Here is a 20,544-nt window from a genome sequence, read left to right on the forward strand (position 1 = left end):
CTCAGGCGGCGCTCCACGGTCTTGCCCCTTGGATGATCTCTTGAGCACGTGCGGCAAAGCGACCGGCGAGAGGCCACTTGCCGGCGGCATCGGCCGACGCCGCGCTGCCTGCCCGCGCCCGGTCGGCGATGCCGACGAAGATCACCGCGAAACGGAACAGCGAAAAAACCAGGTGGAAGCGTTCCAGGGGCGCGGTGGGCACGGCGTGCGCGAAATAATGGTCGAGGAATTCGCGCTGGCTGGGGATGCCGAGTGCGGCATGATCGAGGCCGAGGATGCCACCATATTCGTCCGGGGTCGAATGCCAGGTCATTGAACAAAAGCCGAGATCGGCGAGCGGATGGCCGATCGTCGACAGCTCCCAATCGAGAATGCCGATCACCTCCGGCTTGCCGGGATGGAACAGCAGATTTCCGAGGCGGAAGTCGCCATGGGCGATCGACACGCGTCCATCATCCGCGGGCATATGCTGCGGCAGCCAGTCGGCGACCGCTTCGAGTGCCGGAATTCTGTCGCTCGGCGATTCCCTGAGCTGCCTGGTCCAGCGGCCAATCTGGCGCTCGAAATAGTTGCCGGGCCGGCCGTAGTCGCCGAGACCGACCTCGTCGGGACGGACAGCATGCAATTTGGCCATCGCTTCGGCCATGCCGAAATAGACGCCGCGTCGCTCCGCGGGGACAAGGCCAGGCAGCGAACAGTCGTGGAAGACGCGACCATCCAGCCGCTCCATCAGGTAGAAGGGCGTGCCGAGCGGCTCGACACCGTCGTGATAGAGCACCGGCGCGGGCACCGGGACATTGGTCGGTGCGAGCGCTTCAAGCACGCGGAATTCGCGATCGACGGCATGCGCCCCACGCAGGATCGGCCCGGCCGGCTTCTTGCGCAGCACCATGCGATGCGCACCATAGTCGACGAAGTAGGTGGGGTTGGACTGCCCGCCGCCGATCCGCTCGAACGTCATTGCGGCATCGCCGAAGCGGTTCGCGAGAAAGCCCTTCAATGCCGCAGGATCGAAATCCGCATTCAACGGCATCTTTTCCTCCTGAGATGCCACCCCGCGTCGCTTATGCCTCGCCTTCGACAGTCCAGCGCCAGAAGCCCTTCTCTTCCTCGTTGAGGAAACGGTTCAGCACCATCTTGTGGACCTCATCGGCGCCATCGACCAGCCGCGCCTGGCGAGCATAGCGGTAGATCCATTCGAGCACCGTGTCCTTCGAATAGCCCCGCGCGCCATTGATCTGGATCGCCACATCGGCCGCGTCATGCAGCACATTGGCGACCTGGACCTTGGCCATCGACACTTCCTTGCGGGCAAAGCCGCCGCGGTCCAGTTCCCACGCAGCCTTCATCACCAGGATGCGGCCGATCTCGATGCGCATGGCGAGGTCGCCGAGCTTCAGCTGGACGCTTTCGCGGTCGGCGAGGCGCTGGCCAAAACCATGGCGCTCGGCAGCGTAGGCGCGCGCGATCTCGACGCAGCGCTTGGACAATCCGAGCCAGCGCATGCAGTGGGTAAGCCGCGCCGGGCCGAGCCGCACCTGCGTCACCTTCATGCCCCTGCCCTCGCCGGCAAGCATATCTTCGACAGGGATTTCGAGCCCATCGAATTCGAGCTCGCAATGCCCGCCATGCTCCTCCGGGCCCATGATCTCGATGCGGCGCATGATGCGCCAGCCCGGCTGGTCCTTGTGGAACATCAGGGCCGACAGACCATGGCGCGGGTCGTCCGAGGTTCGCGCGATCAGAATGAAATGGCTGGCCTCCTCCGCGCCGGTGATGAACCATTTGCGGCCGGTCACAACATATTTGTCGCCGCGCCGCTTCGCACGCGTCATGATCATCGAAGGGTCCGAACCGCCGCCGGGGTGCGGTTCGGTCATGGCAAAGGCCGAGCGCACCTTGCCCTCGACAATCGGCTTCAGCCATTTTTCCTTTTGCGCTGGCGTGCCGAGCGCCTCCAGAACCATCATGTTGCCATCGTCGGGCGCTGCCGAATTAAACACCACGGGTCCGAAGATCGACCGGTTCATCTCCTCGTAGCAGACCGCCATGTCCATCTTCCCGAGACCGGCGCCGCCGGATTCGGGCTTGAGTTGCAGGCACCACAGGCCCGCCATACGCGCCTTGGCGCGAAGCGTCTCCAGCAGCGGCAAGGCGATATTTCCATGTGCATCATAGGACGTCTTGTCGGCCTCGAGCGGCAGGATCTCACGCTCGACGAAGTCGGCAATGCGGACGCGGTAATCTTGGGTGCGGGCGGGAATGTCGAAATTCATGGACAAACTCCCAGCGATGAAACGAGGTGGCCACCATCGATGGACGAGATCGCCGAAAAGCATCGGGTCCATATCTGAAATCGAGCGAGCGCTCGTTTTCCTTATTCGCCTCTATCCTCTTTTGCAGCCGCCGTCATCCGGCGAAGCGTGGTTCCGCCACGCCCTTGATGCCAAGGCCGGTTATTGCGAACAGGCTGCCGCGCAGGACGCCATCGCCGGGGAAGCGCGGTAACGGCGGTTTTGCCATCGAGGTCACATAGAGGGTGTCGAGTTTCGGCCCGCCGAACATCACGCTGGTGACCTTCTTGACGGGCATGTCGATGATGCGATCGACGCTGCCGTCGGGCGTATAACGCACCAGCCGGCCGTCATAGACGAGGGCATTCCAGAGGAAGCCTTCGGCATCGACGGTCGACCCATCGGCAGCGCCACCCCGGCTGGTGTCGACACGGACGAAGGTGCGCCGGTTGCCGGCAGCGCCAGTCGCGATGTCATAGTCGTAGGCCCAGATCTCGCCGGTCCAGGTGTCGGCGAAATAAAAGGTGCGATCGTCGGGGCTCCAGCACGGGCCATTGGAACAGATGATGCCTGAATCGATCCTGGTGACGGAGAAATCCGGATCGAGCCGGTAAAGGCCGCCGGATGGCCCCTCCTCCATCGTGTCCATGGAGCCGGCGAAGAAACGTCCGCGCCGGTCGACCTTGCCGTCATTGAGCCGGTTCATCGGCTTGTCCGGTTCCGGATCGTGGATCAGCGTCACCTCGCCGGTGGCGAAATCGAGCAGATGGAAGCCGCGCTGAAGCGAGACCACCGCGCCGTTGCCGTCCTTGCGCAGAGCCATCGAGCCGATCTTCATCGGCACATCCCAGCAACGGATCTCGCGCCCATCGGCGGTCGCCCGAAACACGCGCCCGTCGAAACTGTCGATCCAGTAGAGGCGCTCCTGTTCGACGTCCCACAATGGTCCCTCGCCCAGCGTGGTCTTCACGTCCACCACGACTTCGATCTTCATGCCGTCCTCCTCTGTTGGCACCGTGCGGCGATTGGCGAGCCGCCTCAGAACGCGACCTTGTCGCCGCCCTTCAGTGACAGGATCTCGCGCGCCTCGTCGGGCGTCGCCACCTCCATGCCAAGCCCCTCGATGATCTTGCGGGCAAGTACAACCTGTTCGGCGTTCGACTTTGCCAGCCGGCCCTTGCCGGCCCACAGACTGTCCTCCAGGCCAACCCTGATGTTGCCGCCAAGCGCTGCCGACTGCGCCGCGATGCGCAACTGGCTGGCGCCGGCACCGAGCACCGACCAGCGGAACTGGTCGCCGAACAGCCGGTCGGCGGTGCGCTTCATATGAGCGACGTCTTCGGGATGGGTGCCTATGCCGCCAAGCAGCCCGAACACCGACTGCACGAAGAACGGCGGCTTCACCAGCCCGCGATCGGCGAAGTGCGAGAGGTTGTAGAGGTGGGCGATGTCGTAGCACTCGAACTCGAAGCGCGTGCCGTTGTCGTAGCAGGTCGCAAGAATGTACTCGATGTCTTTGAACGAGTTGCGGAACACCAGGTCGCGCGTCGCTTCCAGATGCGGCTTTTCCCAGTCGAACTTGAAAGTCTCGTATTTGCCCACGAGGTGATAGAGCCCGAAATTGATCGAGCCCATATTGAGCGAAGCGACCTCAGGCTTGAACTGGGCTGCCGGTCGCACGCGCTCCTCGACCTTCATATAGGGGCTGCCGCCAGTGGTGATGTTTATGGCGGCGTTGGTGGCCTGCTTGATGCGCGGAAGGAAGCGGGCGAAGGCCTCCGGCGTCTGGTCGGGCTTGCCGGTCTCGGGGTCGCGGGCATGCAGGTGCAGGATCGCCGCACCTGCCTCCGCCGCCGCGATCGCCTCTGAAGCGATCTGGTCCGGCGTGATCGGCAGATAGGGCGACATGGTCGGTGTATGGATCGCCCCCGTCACCGCACAGGTGATGATAATTTTGCTCCTGGTCTGCATAGCGCCGGGCTTGTGGCTTGTTTCCGTCATCGTCCGAACTCCTGATCCGATTTTCTCTTATGCGCCGCCAGCGCCATCAGCCGGCGGTCGCGCCACACCTGCCGTTCGCCGAGTTCTTCCCGCGGCAGCCGCTTGCGGCGATCCGCCTCGACGGTTGCCATGACCTCGCCGGCCCAGTCGACGCGGCGCAGCATTTGCGGAAAAATGTTCGAATAGATCGTCTGGTAGCGCTCGACATAGTCGCGTACACCGCCCGGCGCATTGAGGTCGATCGTCTCGAACGGACCCATGAAAGACCAGCGCAGCGCCAGCCCGTCGCGAATGCCGATATCGACGTCCTCGACGCTGGCATAGCCGTCGGCGACGAGCCGGAAAGCCTCCTCCAGCAGCGCGCCCTGCAGGCGGTTCATGATGAAGCCGTCGAGCTCGTGCTTCATCACCAGCGGCGCGTGGCCCGCATCGACCAGGAAGGCGCGGGTCCTTTCGACCGTTTCGGAAGAAGTCCATGGCGCCGGCACGACTTCCGCGGCCGGGATGAGATAGGGCGGATTGATCGGATGCACGACCAGGCAGCGGTGCCGCCCTTGCAGATGGTCGGTGAATTTCGATGGCAGCAACGCCGAGGTGGAACTGGCGATCACCGCCTGCGGACCGGCCATTGCGTCGATCAGGGAGAACACCTCGCGCTTCACGTCGAGGTTTTCGGGCGTGTTCTCCTGGATATGGACCGCATCGGCCAGCGCTTCTTCCAGCTCAGCAACGACGGCGATGCGACCAAGCACGGCGTCGATTGGCTGCCCCCGCAGCAGATCGTTCGCGGCGAGGTCGCCCAGCACGCCGGCGATGTAGTCGCGGGCACCTTCGCTCGCGGCCGGCGACTGGTCCCACATCCGCACATCATGGCCGGCGCGGGCGAAGCTGATCGCCCAGGCCCGTCCGATGAACCCGCTGCCGACAATTGCTACCTTCATCATGGTCCGTTCCTCAAAGCGTTTCGACATTGCCGTCGACGCCGAGCGACTGGCCGGAAATGTTGATGCCCGCATCAGACAACAGGAAGGCGACCATCGCGGCGACGTCATAGGGGCTGGTCATGCGGCGCAGCGAGATGTTCTGAAGATAGCGCTGCGTCATCTCCTCGTTCGAAACACCGAGCTGCCTGGCCCGGTCGGCGATGACCTTGTCGATGCGTGGTCCCTCGATAATGCCGGGCAGGATGGCGTTGACCCTTATGCCGTGCCGCCCGAGTTCCTTGGCGAGGCTCTGCGTGAAACCGATGACGCCGAACTTGGCCGCCGAATAGGGGGTGCGGAAAGCGTAGCCGTGGCGGCCGGCGGCGGACGACATCGAGACGATCGAGCCGCCGCCCGCCGCCTTGATCAGCGGCACGGCACGCCGGGCGCAGAGGAACTGGCCGGTCAGGCAGATGTCGATGCAGCGCCGCCAGTCCGCCGGATCGATTTCATCGACGCCGCCGGTCGGCCCGGCGATGCCGGCATTGTTGATCAGCGCGTCGAGCCCGCCGAGCTTTTCCTTCACCGTCTCGAACAGCCGGTCGACGTCGTCTTCGCGCGAGACATCGGCCTTGACCGCGGCGACGAGGGCGATCTTGTCCGGAGCAGCAGCCAGCGCCTCGTCGGAAACGTCGCAGACGACGATGCGCGCGGCGAGCCGCGACAGCGTTTCGGCGATGGCCAAGCCGATGCCGCCGGCGCCCGCCGTCACCAGCACGCGCTGCCCCTTCAGCCCGGTCAGAAAATCGTCCGCCGATGACGGCGCCCCTTTGCTCATCGCCACTTTGCTCATCGCCCCTTTGCTCATCGCCTTGGCGCTCATCGTCCCGTCCTTCTCATTGCAGCCGCCGTTCGCGCAGCGCCATGACGGCGCCCAGAACGACCAGCCCGTACAGAATTGCCCTTGTGGCATAGGGAAGCGTGGTGCCGGCCAGCAGCATCTGCAGCGCCGTGAGCAACAGCACCCCGCCGAGCATGCCGAGATAATGGCCGCGTCCGCCGGTGATCAGCGCGCCTCCGACCACAACCACCGCGATCGACGGCAAAAGATAGTCGTCGCCCATGCCCAGGCTCGCCTGGCCCGAAAAGCCGGTGAGCATGATGCCGACGATCGCCGCGCAGACCGCCGAAAGCATATAGACCAGGATCAGCGTGCGCCCGACCGCGATGCCGGACAGTTGGGCCGCGCGCAGGCTGTTGCCGATGCCGTAGACGCGGCGGCCGAAAGCGGTGCGGCCGAGCAGCAGAACGGCAAAGACGACAAACGCGACCATGAACAGCACCACCGGCGTCAAGGCGAATATCTTGCCTGTCATGAACCAGCGCAGCATCGGCGAGGAGAAGCCGGCCGGGGTGCCCTGCGAATAGAGAAGCGCAAACCCTTGCAGAATGCCGTTGGTGGCCAGCGTCATCACGATCGGCGAGATGCCGAGCAAGACGATGCCGATGCCGTTCGCCAGCCCGACGAGGCAGGCGATGACCAGGACGGCCGGCAGCGCATAGGCAAGTGCTGCGTCCGATCCGTTGACGATGCCGGCGAGCAGGATGCCCGAGAGGCCGATCGTCCACGGCACCGACAGGTCGAGCCCGCCGGTGAGGATCACGCTGCCTTGCCCCAGTGCGAGGATGGCGAGGAAGCTCGACAGCACGAACAGCGAATTCCAGTAGGTGACGTTGAAGATGGCGCGTCCGAGCCAGATCTGGGTGACGATCACGACAATGGCCAGGCAGACATAGGCCGGCGCCGCATAGCGCAGCGTCTCAGCGTTGCGGACGTGGAAGGGCGGTCGCACCACCGGCTGGTCGCCGGTGCTGTCGCGGGCGATCCTCAGCCGCCGGTCGATGCGATCGATCTGCGACGGCAGCATTCCGGCGCGCCACGCGGCCAGCCGCGCCCGCGCGGCGCGGAACTGGCGAGCCAGGACGGAGCCATGCGACAGCGAGCCGGCAAGCACCGCAAGGATCAGGATCGTGCCCTCGGCGATAGTCGAATAATAGGCCGAGACGTTGAGCACGAGCAGGATGTTGACGACCATCATCAGGATATAGGCGCCGAACACGGTGCCGACCGGCCCACCCTGCCCGCCGCCCAGCCTCGTGCCGCCGACGACGACCGCCGCAAACATCGACAACAGCAGCGGATTGCCGACGAGCGGATCGCCGCTGCCGGTTTGGGCGCTGATGAAGACGCCCGCAAGTCCGTAGCAGCCGCCGGCAATGACATAGACGAGGAAGCGGACGAGAACGACGCGCACACCGACGGAGGCAGCCGCATCCGGATCGCTGCCGACCGCATAGAGAGCCGTTCCGAAGCGCGTCCCCTTCAGCCAGAACCAGGCGAGCAGGACGACGCCGATAACCACCAGCGGCATCGGCAGCCAGCCCTCGACGGCATCGCCGAGATAGAAGGCGCCAAGATCGGGCGAGACGAAGCCGCCCGGCTTGTCCATGACCAGCAATGTGATGCCTTGCAGGATGAACATGGTCGACAGCGTGACGACGATGGGCTGCATGCGCAGGACGGCGATGAAAAAGCCGTTGAAAGCGCCGACCAACATGCCGACGCCAATTCCCACCAGCGTCCACAGGACAACGCTCAAACCGGTCGCCATCGGATCCATGCCCGTCGCCAGGACGACGTTGACCAGCGAGATCACCGCGCCGGCGGACAGGTCGAAGCCGCCGGACAGGACGACCAGCGTCTGGCCGATTGCCGCCAGCGCCGAGGTAGCGCCGCCGCTCGAGAGGAACGAAATGTCGAAATAGGTTAGCCGCCCGGCGCTGACCAGATCGACGACGAGCAGAAGCGCTGCGAAGACGACTGCGGCGATGATCGCACCACTGTGCCGCGACAGCAGCCGCGACAAGGTTCCGGCTGGCGCGGCGGCGGGGGAACTGATCGCGCTCATTCAGCCGCCTGTCGAACCGCATCGCCATGGCCCAGCGCCGGCCTCATGATCGCGCCTTCAGAAATATCCTCGCCCGCAAGCTCCGCCACCAGCCGGCCGTCGTAGAGGACGAGCACCCGGTCGCATTGATGGACGAGCTCGGGAATCTCGGTCGAATGCAGCAGGATCGAGCCGCCGGCCGCCACATAGTCGCGCATCATCACATAGAGCTCGTGCTTGGTGCCGACGTCGATGCCGCGAGTGGGATCGAAGAGCAGCAGGATGCGACTTTCGGCGACCAGCCATTTCGCGATAGCGATCTTCTGCTGGTTGCCGCCCGAAAACGCGCCTGCCCTCGTCCACATGGCACGGCGGTCGACCTCGACTGTAGAGAAGGCAGATTGCACGGCGCGAGCTTCCTCGTCCTCCCTAATCAGGCCAAACCGCGTGAAGCGCCCGACGACCGGCAGCGATGCGTTCTGCCGGCCCGGGAGCTTCAGGAACAGACCCTCGGTCTTGCGGTCCTCCGGCACCAGCCCGATCGCCATATTGGGCTTGAGCGCATCGGCCGGCGAGCCGAGCCACACCTTGCGGCCGTCAACCACGACATGGCCACGTTCGATCTCGGCCATGCCGAAGCAAGCGAAGAACAGGTCAAGCTGCCCCATGCCCTGAAGCCCGGCAATGCCGAGGATTTCGCCCTTGCGCAGGTCGAAACTGACGCCGTCGAGCTTTCTTCCGGCTTTGAGATCGCGCACGCCGAGCACTGGGGGGCCGAAGACGGCCTCGCTTTCAGGTTTCGGCGGAAATGTCTGGGCAATGCTGCGGCCGATGATCTTTTCGATCACCTCGCCATCCGAGACATCGGCGACCGGCGCGGTGACGATATGACGGCCGTTTCTGAGGATGGTCAGCGTGTCGCAGAAGGCCCGCACCTCGCGCATGCGATGGGTAATGAACACGACCGTCGTACCGGCCGCCTTCAGCCGGGCGATGATGCCGCCCAACCATTCGACGTCGCCGCCCGACAAGGTCGAAGTCGGTTCGTCGAGCAGGAGGATGCGCGGCTTGCGGTAGACGGCGCGCGCGATCTCGATCTTCTGCCGGACGGCAAGATCGAGCGTCGCCAGCTCGGCGTCGAGATCGACCGAAAGCCCGAGATCGGAAATGTGTTTGCGAACCGCCTTACGCGCGGCTGACCGTCTGATCAGGCCGATCGGGCCGATCGGCGCGTAGGGCAGCAGCATATTGTCGAGAACGCTGAGATCGCGGACCAGGGTCATTTCTTGGAAGGCTGTCTGCAAGCCCTTGGCATGGGCGGCGCGCGGCGAGCCGAGCGGCGCCGGTTGGCCAAGGATAGTAATCTGCCCTTCGTCGGGCCGCACCAGTCCCGACAGCAGCTTGACCAGCGTGGACTTGCCGGCGCCGTTCTCGCCGAGCAGAGCATGCACGCTGCCCGATGCAATTTTGAAGGAAACGCCGTCGAGGGCGATTGTGGCGCCGAACGCCTTGCGGACGCCCTCTATGCCGACAGCAGTCAGATGCGCTGTTGAATTCATGATTCCAGCTTCCTGAACGCCCTTTGATGAGGGCGGCGCATGGAGCGATCGACATGCCCCACGCGCCGCTTCAGAGGGAGCTCACTCCTCGGGCTGGCCGACAAGTGCTGCGGCAAGGCCGATCTCGGGCGTCTGGTCGGAGAAGATCGACGCGAACCAGCCGGGATTGGAGACCAGCGACGGCTTGAAGGCGTTGCAGCCGGCCTTCATCTCGGCCCAGGTGCCCTCGTCGCAGAGCTTGATCGTCTCGTTGGTGACGACCGGCAGCGGCAGGATCGTTTTCTTAGGCACATCCTTGCCTTCAAGAGCCTCGACGGCGAGCTTGAGCGCGAGTGCGCCGGAATAAGGCGGTGACGCGTAGGAAATGCGCGGCGCGCCGAGCGGCGCATAGGGAGACGCCGCGCCCTCGACCTCGGTGCCCTCCGGCAGCATCTGGATGCGGCCGCCATTGGCGCCCTCGCCGGCACAGGGCAGGAGTTCGCTGGTCTTCTTGCCGGCCTCGAGTTGCATTGAATTGGCAGTGAAGCAGCCGACCTGCATCCATAGCCCATCGATATCGTCCCAACTGCGCGTCGCCAGGATCTTCGAAAGTTCGGTACGGGCCACCGCCTGGCTCCACATGCCGACCGCCTCGCCGACGATCTTGATGTCGGGGTGTTTGGCCAAGACCTCCTTGGCTGCCTTGGTGCGCAAATCGTCGACCGAGGTGCCGGGGACGCCGGTCACCGCGATGATGTTGCCCTTGCCATCGAGTTTCTTGACCAGCCATTCGGCCGTCACCCGGCCTGCCTCCTCCTGGTCGATATGGACGTTGTAGGCGCAAGGCTCGGTGATCTCGGCATCATAGGCGAAGACCTTGACGCCCTTGTTGCAGGCGTTCTTGACCACCTGATTGAGGGCCGTTGGCGAGATCGGAAAGATCACGATCGCTTCGGCGCCCGCCTGGACCATGGCGTTGACCTGCTGGATCTGGCGCTGCGCATTCGGCCCCGCCACCTGAACCTGAAGATCGACCTTATCGGCCATGCTTTTGTGCGAGGCCATAGCTTTGACCATGTTTGCCGCCTCGGCCTGCCAATCGTTGCCGATGAAGCTCATGCTCAGAAAGATCTTGTGCTTTTCGGCCGCCTCGGCGGCGGACACCCCACAAGCGCAGACAGCCATGCCAGCCAGCAGCGCGAGCCGCCGGGCTTTCGATCCGATACCCATTCGAAACTCCTCCCAATTCAGACGACCGAATGCCTCCCCGGGACCGCCAAACGCAATCCTTGTCATTCGACGCGACCGACCCTATCATGATTTGATCAAAGATCAATGATTGAATAGTTTAATATCAAAACCGGGATGCGCCGGCGCTTGACGTGGCAATCCGAACCTTGCATTCCGGGTACAGGCGCCGGACATAGCGGCAGCGTCGCTTGCGCGGGAAGGTTTAATGCAGATGGCTGGGGCAGCGTTCAGGAGGCCGGGTGTCGAGATCACTCCCCTGTCCAGGGATACCCTGCAAGAGCGGGTCTATCGCCATGTCACCGAGTTGATCCTCGACGGCAGCATCGTGCCAGGCGAGATGGTGACGGTGCAGAGCCTTGCCGACGCTTTCGGCGTCAGCCCGATGCCGGTCAGGGAGGCGCTGCGACGCCTGACCGCCGCCAATGCGCTGATGGTGGTTTCGGGCCGCTCGATCGGCATCCCGGCACTAAGCCGCGCGCGACTCATCGATCTCAGGAATGTCAGGTTCGAGATCGAGGCGATCGCGGCGGCATGGGCCGCGGAACGCATGGACGACAAAAGCATGGCGCTGCTGCGCCAGCATCTGGATGCGCTCGAACAGGCCAATGCCGCCGGCGACGTCAAATCCTACCTGCGCGCCAACTACGCCTTTCATTTCTCGATCTACCGGGCGGCGGGCTCCGAGAACATTCTCAACATCATCGAGAACCTGTGGCTGCAGATCAGCCCTTATTTCAACATGCTGCACGATTCCGGGAACTACTCGACCGCAAACGAACACCACCAGGAGATGTTTGCGGCCTTGCGCGACCGGGATGCGGAAGCGGTTCGGGCCGCGGTCCGCGCCGACATTGATGCTGCGTTCAAAGTGCTGGTCGAACTACTGAAATAGTGACGAAAGCACTGCAGAAGCAGTTCTAACCTGCTCGGGTACGCCCATACTCTCGAGTTTCAAGGTAAGCCGCCAAGGATTTGCATTGATCTCCACGACCAAGCCATAGCGCGGGCTTGCTCGCGCAGCCCTAAGGGCGCCTTGGGGGCTGCTCCTGCGGAAACTTGTTTTCGTCTATGATTGCCACGGCCTGCTCGATGCTGTCTCTCACCTCGAAACCGATCCAGTGTCCGTCCATCAGATGCGTTTGCCTGGCACAGGCGAGGAAATAGCTTTCGGCCTGCTGCGCAACAAAGTTGAGTTGCCTCCTCTCATTGATTTTGATTCCCTCTGGCGGATCGGTGTACACCCCCAGATCGCATCCTCAGCCGTCAACTTCACTGGCATCTCTGACTGAGCATAGACCCTGGTCACCATCAGGCTGTGCCGGAAAGACGAGGAGCCATTGATGAACTTGATCTTTACCGACCATTCTGCTGGCACGATGATCGTAAGATTGCCGCCCCAGTAGCCGTTGAAGTCGATGATGTCGGTGCGGATGTTATCCCTGCGGTACCGCTCGACTTGGTTCCAATCGGCAACAATCTCTATGGCCACTGACTTGGCTCTGGGATCGTTCTTGATCCAGCTCGGCACGAACGGCTCCCCAGCCAGTGCAATTCCAGGCAACAATCCCAAGGTGACGGCGAGAAGGGCAAGGTGAGCAAAGCGCGCCATCGCAATCAGAGGCTCCCTCCCGAGCAGAGCGGCTGGCGTGAGCGGCCCAATCGAGGTCGACCCGGGTTATCCTTTAAGGAAGAGAATACCCTCAAAATAAGATCCGCACCAGCAAACCCAGAATGCGCTATCGTCAGCAGCCAGAAACAACGCCATTGCTGCTATATCATCGGGTTGGATGCGCGTTGGAGTTGCCTGCAGTGCGTCAGTGCGAGGGCGACGGGCGATTCCGTAATGTGCAGTTTCTGCTTCAGCTGTTGCGAAGAGTGTGTTGCGCAATTCGCCAGGCCTGCTCCACATGCCGCCGGGCCGCGGCTTCGGCGTCATCGCCGTTGCGCGACTTGATCGCGTTCATGATGTCGGTCATTTCGGCAATTGCGGCATCGCGGCGGTCCACCGAAGCGATGGTCATGGAACGCAGCTGGTTGATGCGGACGTTCAGACCCTGGACGATCTCCCAGGCGATGCGCTTGTCGGCGGCATCGAAAAGCACCTCGTAGAATTTTGTCGTCGCCCGCATCACCTCGATCGGATTGGCTGAGGCCCACGCCTTGAGCAGCACATCTAATGCACGCTCAAGCGCAGCGATCTGGTCCTCCGTCGCCGTCAGCGCGCAGGCGCGCGCTGCGATGCCCTCCATCAGAGCGCGCAGTTCATAAATCTCGTCGGTGCGGCTGAGATCCGGCCTGGCCACGGCGGGTCCGTGGCCTGGTATCATCTGGACAAGGCCCTCAGTCTCCAACTGCCGCAGAACTTCGCGCACCACCGAGCGACTGACGCCGAGCTGGTCGCAAAGCGGCCGCTCGACCAACCGTTCGCCGGGCTGGAAGTGAAACCCCATGATCGCGTCGCGCATGCGCTCCAGCGCCAGCGTTCTCAGCGTCTTGGTGGATCGTTCGATCCTCAGTGTGTCGTCGGCCAATTCATCTACTCCCAGCATCCGCAAAGAAACAGATTCGATGATCCGTTGACAAGGGATTTGGTCTTCAATAGTATGGTATACCATAAGATTGTCGAGGCAAAAGGAACTTTTCCGGATGTCTCAGCCCGATCGACCACAGAGGATTCGATGAAGCCGGCCATCCGAAAGATCGTCACCTATGTTGAGAACACGCTGATTGAAGGCGGCAAGGTGGCCCCCCGGCCGCTGCGCCTGATCGGCGTGGCGGCAGTGCTCGACAATCCCTGGGCCGGGCGTGGTTTCACTGAAGATCTTTCTCCCGAGATCCGCGCCTATGCGCCGGTTTTGGGGGAGATGCTGACCCATGAAATTCTCGCAGTTGCGGGATCTGGCGAAGCTATCGAAGGCTACGGCAAGGCCGCAATCTGCGGCACGTCGGGCGAGATCGAGCATGCCTCCGCGCTCATCCACACGCTGCATTTCGGCAATCACTATCGGCGTGCCGTCGGCGCCAAGACCTATCTTGCCTTCACCAATCTCCGTGGCGGGCCGAACACGCCGATCATGATCCCGCTCATGGACAAGAATGATGAAGGCCGACGTTCGCACTATCTGACGGTGCACTTCCAGATCGGCGACGCGCCGGCGCCAGACGAGTTGGTGGTGGCGCTTGGCGCCTCGATCGGCGGGCGACCGCATCATCGCATCGGTGACCGCTACCAGGATCTCAAGGAGGTCGGCGACCTGCATGGCTGAACTGACGGCCCCTGGCTGGCATCGCGGAACGGCGCCTGACGGCACCGGCTTCATCCGTGCCGGATCCGGCGCGCCGGTCCTCCTCATCCACGGCGTCGGCATGAACGCGGCGATCTGGGGCCCCCAGATCGAGCTGATGAGGGACAGATGGGATGTGATCGCGATCGACATGCTGGGACACGGCCTGTCGCCGCTACCACCCGAGGACGCCAGCCTTGCCGACTATGCCGGACAGGCAATCCGGCTTCTTGATCACCTTGGCCTGGATGCCGTCTCGATCGTTGGCCATTCAATGGGGGCGCTGGTCGGGCAGGAAATCGCTCTCAACGCACCCGAACGGGTCCGCCGCATCATGTCGCTCAACACGGTCTTTCGCCGCCCGGCGGACCTTGCGCAGGCGGTGCGCGAGCGCGCCGCCGAGCTGAATGGCGCGGAAAACCCGTCAGGGACGGACGCAACGATCGCGCGTTGGTTCGGCAACCCCGTCCCCGACAGCCTGGCCGAGGCCGCAAGGACGACGCGCGCCGCACTGCAAAGCGTCAACTCCGAAGGCTATGCGCGCACATATCGACTTTTCGCCCATGCCGATGCGGCGCATGGCGATCGTCTTTCCGGTCTCGCGATGCCGGCCCTGTTCATGACCGGCTCCGAGGACAGAAATTCCTCGCCTGCGATGTCGGCGGCGATGGCACGCCTCACGCCGCGAGGTCGCTGCGTCGTTCTGGAGGGCGAACGACATATGATGGCCGTAGCCTCGCCTGACGTGGTCACACGGCGCATTGTCGATTTTCTCGAGAGCAACGACGGCGCAAGCACATCGGCGCGACCGGCGATGGACACAGCCTTCGACGCGGGCGAATTCAGGCGGGCGCTCGGTTCCTTCCTGACCGGCGTTACCATCGTCACCGCGATCGGGCCAGAAGGAGAGCCTCGAGGCTTCACCGCCAATTCGTTTACATCCGTTTCGCTCGATCCGCCGCTTGTGCTGGTCTGCATCGCCAAGAAAGCGCTGGGTCATCCTGTGTTTTCGACGTCGAAGTGCTTTGCCATCAACGTGCTCTCGGAGGAACAGAGAGCCGCGTCCGGCGTCTTTGCTTCGAAATCGCAGGACAAGTTCTCGGCTGTCGAATGGCGCTTCGGCCCGACCGGCAGCCCGCTGCTCGGTGGATCGGTGGCGACGTTCGACTGTGACATGGAGCAGTTGGTCGACGCCGGCGACCATTCGATCCTCATCGGCCGCGTTCGCGAATTCTCCCACAATTCACAGCAGCCCCTCGGCTATTGCCGTGGCGCCTATGTCTCGCCCGGTCTCAGCCAGGAAGCGCTGGCGGCGGCGCCGCCGGACATGGAGGTCGGCGCGATCCTCGAAGACGAAGGCCGCGTGCTGTTCTTCGAAACCGTCGACGGCTTTTTCGAACTGCCGGCGGGCCGAGGGCTTGGGACGCCCGGCGACACGCGAAGCCTCAAGGGACGCCTCGCTGCGAAAGCCATCGAGGCTCATCTCGGATTCCTGTTTGCGGTCTGGGACGACGCCGCAAATCCATCGCGAACGCATGTCTACTACCGCGGCACGGTAGCCGCGCCCCACTCCAGCGATCGCCAGGTCCGGCTCGTCGACATCGACAGGATTGCCGGACTGAACATCGCCGACGCTGCTGTGCGCTCGATGCTCGCCCGCTACATTCGCGAATGCCGAGAGGATGCGTTTGGAGTCTATGTCGGCAACGAGGTCGAAGGTGAAGTCCGTCCGCTCGCCAAGCCGGTATCCATGAAACCCTCCCTTTCCCGGGGTGAACAGATATGAAGTTCTCGCTCTTCGTCCATATGGAGCGCTCGGACCCGGCAAAGCCGCATGCCGAGCTCATCGACGAGCTCAAGGAACTGGTCCTGATGGCCGAGGCGGCAGGCTTCGAGACGGCCTGGATCGGCGAACACCACGGCATGGAGTTCACCATCTCGCCAAACCCGTTCATCAACATCGCCTATCTCGGCGCCATGACGAAGCGCATCCGGCTCGGCACAGGAACGGTCATCGCGCCGTTCTGGCATCCGGTCAAGCTCGCCGGCGAGGCAGCCATGACCGACGTCATCACGCGCGGCCGGCTCGACATCGGCATCGCGCGCGGCGCCTACAGCTATGAATACCAGCGCCTGTTCCCGGGGCTCGATGCCTGGGGCGCCGGCCAGCGCATGCGCGAGATCATCCCCGCTATCAAGGGCCTCTGGGAAGGCGACTTCGAGATGTCCGGCGAGTTCTGGTCGTTTCCCTCGACCACCTCGTCGCCCAAGCCGGTGCAAAAACCGCACCCGCCGATCTGGGTGGCGGCGCGCGATCCGAACTCGCACGACTTCGCCGTGTCCAACGGCTGCAACGTCCAGGTGACGCCGCTCGCCTCCGGCGATGACGAGGTAACCAACCTGATGGAGCGCTTCAACGCGGCGTGCGCGGCGCATCCGGCCATGGCCCGGCCCGACATCATGCTGCTGATGCATACGTTCGTTGCCGAGGACGCGGCCGATGCGGAGCAGCTGACGAAGGACCTGTCGCTGTTCTACTGCCAGTTCGGCGCGTGGTTCCAGAACAAGAAGCCTGTTCGCCATGGCATTTTGGAAGCTCTCACCGACGACGAGATCGCGGCCATGCCGCAATACGCGCCGGACAAGATCCGACAGAACCTGGTCATTGGCGAGGCCGAAGAGGTGATCAGCCGGCTGAAGGCATATGAGGCGCTCGGCTACGACCAATATTCGATCTGGATCGACAGCGGTCTACCGCACGAGCGCAAGAAGAAGTCCCTGCAGCTGTTTGTCGACAAGGTGATGCCAGCCTTCGGGCATGGGAGGCCGCAATGACCCTTGTGGCTTTCAGCAACTTCATAGATGGGGCGTTCGATACGCCGACGGCCACCTTCGAAAGCACCGATCCGTCCACCGGAGCGCCCTGGGCGACGATGCCCGCCGCAACCGAAGCCGACGTCGACCGCGCCGTCGAGGCGGCGCACCGGACGCTGCACTCGGCCGCGTGGGCCTCGCTGACAGCGACCGCCCGAGGCAAGCTGCTGGTGCGCCTCGGCGACCTGGTCGTCGCCAATGCCGGCCGCCTGGCCGAACTGGAAACGCGCGACACCGGCAAGATCATCCGAGAGACCCGCGCCCAGATCGCCTATGTCGGCGACTATTACCGCTACTATGGCGGGCTTGCCGACAAGCATGAAGGCTCGCATGTGCCTATCGACAAGGCCGATATGGACGTCACCATCAGGCGCGAGCCGATCGGCGTCGTCGCTGCCGTCGTGCCGTGGAATTCGCAGCTCTTCCTTTCGGCCGTCAAGCTCGGGCCGGCACTGGCGGCCGGCTGCACGGTCGTCTTGAAAGCCTCGGAAGACGGCCCAGCGCCGCTGCTGGCCTTCGCCGAACTCGTTCACGAGGCCGGATTTCCCGCCGGAAGCGTCAACATACTGACCGGGTTCGGGCACGATTGCGGCCGGCGCCTGACAAGTCATCCGCTGGTTTCACGCGTCGCCTTCACCGGCGGACCTTCGACCGCTCGCGCTATCGTCCGCAACACGGCGGAAAATCTCGCCTACACGACGCTGGAGCTGGGCGGGAAAAGCCCGGTTGTCGTTTTCGCCGACGCCGACCTGGAAAGTGCGGCAAACGCGGTCGTGGCCGGGATTTTCGCGGCGTCTGGACAAAGCTGCGTCGCCGGCTCGCGGCTGCTAGTCGAGCGTTCGATAAAAGGCGAGTTCCTCGACAGGCTGAAGCACAAGGCCGAGGCCATTAGGATAGGCGATCCGCAGTATCCGGCCACCGAAATGGGACCGCTTGCAACGCCACGCCAGCGGGAATGGATCGAGAAGATCGTTGCCGAGAGCCTCGCCAAGGGCGGGACGCTGGTCACCGGCGGAAAAAGGCCCGACGATCATTCGCGCGGCTTCTACTACGCACCGACCATCATCGACGCCGAGGATACAGCGCTGCCCTGCGTGCGGGAGGAATTGTTCGGTCCGGTGCTAAGCGTTCTCGCCTTCGACACGGAAGCTGAGGCGTTGGCGCTTGCCAACGACACGCCGTTCGGCCTGGCCTCGGGCGTGTTCACCACCAATCTCGCCAAGGCGCACCGCATGGCGCGCGACATCCATGCCGGCGTCGTCTGGGTCAACACATACCGCGCCGTTTCGCCGCTGGTGCCGTTCGGCGGTTACGGTCAGTCGGGGCTCGGCCGTGAGGGCGGGCTTGACGCAATCCGCGATTACACGCGCTCGAAATCCGTCTGGATACGAGTATCCGACGAGCCGATCCCGGATCCGTTCGTCATGCGATGAGGGCAGCGCCAATCGCGCAATTTTCTCAAAAACAAGAAACCAAAACAACCAACAGAGGAGAATGACATGAAACTGATTTTGACCGGCATCCTGGCCGGACTCTTGGCGGCCACTGCCGCGCACGCCGATGAAATGGTGTTCACCAGCTGGGGCGGAACCACCCAGGAGGCGCAGACCAAATCCTGGGCTGCTCCGTTCGAAGCGAGTTCCGGCATCAAGGTCCTGCAGGACGGTCCGACGGACTACGGCAAGCTGAAGGCCATGGTGGAAGGCGGCAGCGTCGCCTGGGATGTCGTCGATGTCGAAATGGATTTCGCCATCAAGGCGGCCAAGGACGGCCTGCTGGAGCCGATCGATTTCAACGTCGTGCCAAAAGCCGATCTCGATCCTCGCTTCACCACCGACCATGCGGTCGGCAGCTTCTACTACTCCTTCGTTCTTGCCTGGAACAAAGGGGCCGTGTCGGGCGAACCGGCGGGCTGGGCCGACATGTTCGACCTGACGAAATTTCCCGGCAAACGCACGTTCTATAAATGGTCAGCGCCAGGCGTCATCGAAATCGCACTGCTGGCCGACGGCGTGCCGGCAGACAAGCTCTATCCGCTCGACCTCGACCGGGCGTTCAAGAAGCTTGACACGATCAAATCGGAAATCGTCTGGTGGGACAGCGGCGCGCAGTCGCAACAGCTGATCGCCTCCGGTGAAGCAGCCTTCGGTCAGCTCTGGAACGGACGTGTCTTCGCCCTCGAGCAGGACGGCGCAGATGTCGGCGTATCCTGGAATCAGAACATGACCGCCGCCGACGTACTCGTCATCCCCAAGGGGTCGAAGAACAAGGCGAGCGCCATGAAATTCCTGGCCGCTGCGACAAGCCCGAAAAGCCAGGCAATGTTTGCTGAAGCAAGCGGCTACGCCCCCATCAACACGGCAGCCAAAGCCGAAATGCCGGGCGATGTCGTCAAGTCGCTGCCGGACGCCTATGTCGACGGGCAGATCAACCTCGACATGAACTACTGGGCTGAAAACCGCGATAAGATCGCGGAGCGCTGGTACGCGTGGCAGGCCAAATAGCCGCTGATTTCATGAACCGGCGGGACGCTGCAAGGCGTCTCGCCTGATCTGACGGGATCATCGCCATGTCGGGCAATTTGCTTCATCGACCGCCAATCCTCCGAAGGCCAGATGGCATCGGCGGTGCCTTGCCGGCGCTGATCCTCATCAGCCTGTTCTTCGTGGTGCCGGTCGTGGCGTTGCTGTTGCGCAGCGTAACCGAACCCGTACCGGGCCTGCAGAACTACGCCAACCTGTTTGGCGACGGCACCTATGCGCGGGTCTTCTTCAACACCTTTCTGGTCGCCACCGTCGTTACCACCGTCACAGTCATCGTGGCGTTTCCGGTCGCCTGGATGCTGGCGATCATGCCGCCCGCCCTCGGCTCGATTGTCTTCGGCATCATCATCCTGTCGATGTGGACCAATCTGCTCACCCGCACCTATGCCTGGATGGTGCTGCTTCAACGCACCGGCGTCATCAACCGGACGCTGATGGATATTGGCCTGATCAGCGAGCCGCTGCCGCTGATCAACAACCTGACCGGCGTCACCATCGGCATGGTCTATATCATGCTGCCCTTCATGATACTGCCACTGGTCGGAACCTTGCGCGCCATTGATCCGATGACGCTGCGCGCCGCCGCCCTGTGCGGTGCGAGCCCCTTCGACGCCTTCCGCCGCATCCTGCTGCCATTGTCGCTTCCCGGAATCGCTGCAGGCGGCCTGATGGTTTTCGTCATGTCGCTCGGCTATTTCGTGACGCCCACCCTGCTCGGCGGCACCTCCAACATGATGCTCGCCGCAATGATCGCCCAGATGATCCAGTCCCTGCTCAACTGGGGGCTCGGAAGCGCGGCGGCTTTCATCCTGCTTTCGGTGACCATGGCGCTCTATGCGCTGCAACTGCGTCTCGTCGGCGCCAAGCGCATGACAGGAGGCATCTGAG

At 63.3% G+C, this 20,544-nt stretch carries 18 protein-coding genes; 7 read left to right on the forward strand and 11 right to left on the reverse strand.

The genetic code is table 11. The annotated features are described in order from the left end of the window. Window position 1 precedes the first annotated feature (1 nt). From IHQ72_RS31465 to IHQ72_RS31505, 9 genes are all read right to left on the reverse strand, one after another. Complete coding sequence (locus IHQ72_RS31465; protein ID WP_258119553.1) at window positions 2–1,033, reverse strand: phosphotransferase family protein; 1,032 nt, start codon at window positions 1,031–1,033, stop codon at window positions 2–4. A 31-nt stretch (window positions 1,034–1,064) separates the two neighbouring features. Continuing rightward, window positions 1,065–2,276, reverse strand: coding sequence for an acyl-CoA dehydrogenase family protein (locus IHQ72_RS31470; protein ID WP_258119555.1), 1,212 nt, complete (start codon window positions 2,274–2,276; stop codon window positions 1,065–1,067). 133 nt (window positions 2,277–2,409) lie between these two features. Continuing rightward, window positions 2,410–3,288: an SMP-30/gluconolactonase/LRE family protein gene (locus IHQ72_RS31475; protein WP_258119557.1), complete on the reverse strand. Its 879-nt coding sequence runs from the start codon at window positions 3,286–3,288 to the stop codon at window positions 2,410–2,412. Between the two features lie 44 nt (window positions 3,289–3,332). Continuing rightward, the gene (gene kce, locus IHQ72_RS31480) at window positions 3,333–4,295 is read right to left on the reverse strand and encodes a 3,5-dioxohexanoate:acetyl-CoA acetone transferase (RefSeq protein ID WP_258119560.1); all 963 of its coding nucleotides are present in this window, start codon (window positions 4,293–4,295) and stop codon (window positions 3,333–3,335) included. Further along, window positions 4,292–5,239, reverse strand: coding sequence for a 3-hydroxyacyl-CoA dehydrogenase (locus tag IHQ72_RS31485; protein WP_258119563.1), 948 nt, complete (start codon window positions 5,237–5,239; stop codon window positions 4,292–4,294). The genes kce and IHQ72_RS31485 overlap by 4 nt, the downstream gene beginning before the upstream one ends. A gap of 10 nt (window positions 5,240–5,249) precedes the next feature. Then, window positions 5,250–6,056 carry an SDR family oxidoreductase gene (locus IHQ72_RS31490; RefSeq protein ID WP_258123996.1) on the reverse strand — a complete coding sequence of 269 codons (807 nt, stop codon included), beginning with the start codon at window positions 6,054–6,056 and terminating at the stop codon, window positions 5,250–5,252. Window positions 6,057–6,114: 58 nt separating this feature from the next. After that, entirely contained in the window at window positions 6,115–8,187 is a 2,073-nt protein-coding gene (locus IHQ72_RS31495; protein WP_258119564.1) for an ABC transporter permease subunit, read from the reverse strand. After that, a complete protein-coding gene (locus IHQ72_RS31500; RefSeq protein ID WP_258119565.1) occupies window positions 8,184–9,725 on the reverse strand; it encodes a sugar ABC transporter ATP-binding protein in 1,542 nt (513 codons plus the stop codon). The genes IHQ72_RS31495 and IHQ72_RS31500 overlap by 4 nt, the downstream gene beginning before the upstream one ends. A gap of 81 nt (window positions 9,726–9,806) precedes the next feature. Beyond that, a complete protein-coding gene (locus IHQ72_RS31505; protein ID WP_258119566.1) occupies window positions 9,807–10,934 on the reverse strand; it encodes a sugar ABC transporter substrate-binding protein in 1,128 nt (375 codons plus the stop codon). 232 nt (window positions 10,935–11,166) lie between these two features. On the opposite strand from IHQ72_RS31505, the gene IHQ72_RS31510 reads away from it, so the two are divergent. Next, on the forward strand, window positions 11,167–11,847 hold the full coding sequence (locus IHQ72_RS31510) for a GntR family transcriptional regulator (protein ID WP_258123997.1): 681 nt from the start codon (window positions 11,167–11,169) through the stop codon (window positions 11,845–11,847). Window positions 11,848–12,084: 237 nt separating this feature from the next. On the opposite strand, the gene IHQ72_RS31515 is transcribed toward IHQ72_RS31510, so the two are convergent. Next, window positions 12,085–12,564, reverse strand: a complete 480-nt coding sequence (locus IHQ72_RS31515; RefSeq protein ID WP_258119568.1) for a sulfocyanin-like copper-binding protein — start codon at window positions 12,562–12,564, stop codon at window positions 12,085–12,087. 250 nt (window positions 12,565–12,814) lie between these two features. Further along, window positions 12,815–13,486 (reverse strand): GntR family transcriptional regulator, encoded by a 672-nt coding sequence (locus IHQ72_RS31520; protein WP_258119570.1) that lies wholly within the window; start codon window positions 13,484–13,486, stop codon window positions 12,815–12,817. A gap of 147 nt (window positions 13,487–13,633) precedes the next feature. Here IHQ72_RS31520 and IHQ72_RS31525 point away from each other — a divergent pair, with 147 nt between their 5' ends. From IHQ72_RS31525 to IHQ72_RS31550, 6 genes are all read left to right on the forward strand, one after another. Further along, complete coding sequence (locus IHQ72_RS31525; RefSeq protein ID WP_077381571.1) at window positions 13,634–14,221, forward strand: amino acid synthesis family protein; 588 nt, start codon at window positions 13,634–13,636, stop codon at window positions 14,219–14,221. Continuing rightward, window positions 14,214–16,025, forward strand: coding sequence for an alpha/beta fold hydrolase (locus IHQ72_RS31530; RefSeq protein ID WP_258119574.1), 1,812 nt, complete (start codon window positions 14,214–14,216; stop codon window positions 16,023–16,025). Before IHQ72_RS31525 ends, IHQ72_RS31530 begins: the two co-directional genes overlap by 8 nt. Then, window positions 16,022–17,074 carry an LLM class flavin-dependent oxidoreductase gene (locus IHQ72_RS31535; protein WP_258119575.1) on the forward strand — a complete coding sequence of 351 codons (1,053 nt, stop codon included), beginning with the start codon at window positions 16,022–16,024 and terminating at the stop codon, window positions 17,072–17,074. The genes IHQ72_RS31530 and IHQ72_RS31535 overlap by 4 nt, the downstream gene beginning before the upstream one ends. Further along, window positions 17,071–18,546, forward strand: coding sequence for an aldehyde dehydrogenase (locus tag IHQ72_RS31540; protein ID WP_258119577.1), 1,476 nt, complete (start codon window positions 17,071–17,073; stop codon window positions 18,544–18,546). The genes IHQ72_RS31535 and IHQ72_RS31540 overlap by 4 nt, the downstream gene beginning before the upstream one ends. 66 nt (window positions 18,547–18,612) lie before the next feature. After that, the gene (locus tag IHQ72_RS31545) at window positions 18,613–19,617 is read left to right on the forward strand and encodes an ABC transporter substrate-binding protein (RefSeq protein ID WP_258119578.1); all 1,005 of its coding nucleotides are present in this window, start codon (window positions 18,613–18,615) and stop codon (window positions 19,615–19,617) included. 65 nt (window positions 19,618–19,682) lie between these two features. Further along, entirely contained in the window at window positions 19,683–20,543 is an 861-nt protein-coding gene (locus IHQ72_RS31550) for an ABC transporter permease (protein WP_258119580.1), read from the forward strand. The last annotated feature ends 1 nt before the right edge of the window (window position 20,544 follow it).

This window comes from Mesorhizobium onobrychidis (genome assembly GCF_024707545.1).
GTDB classification, from domain to species: Bacteria; Pseudomonadota; Alphaproteobacteria; order Rhizobiales; family Rhizobiaceae; genus Mesorhizobium; species Mesorhizobium onobrychidis.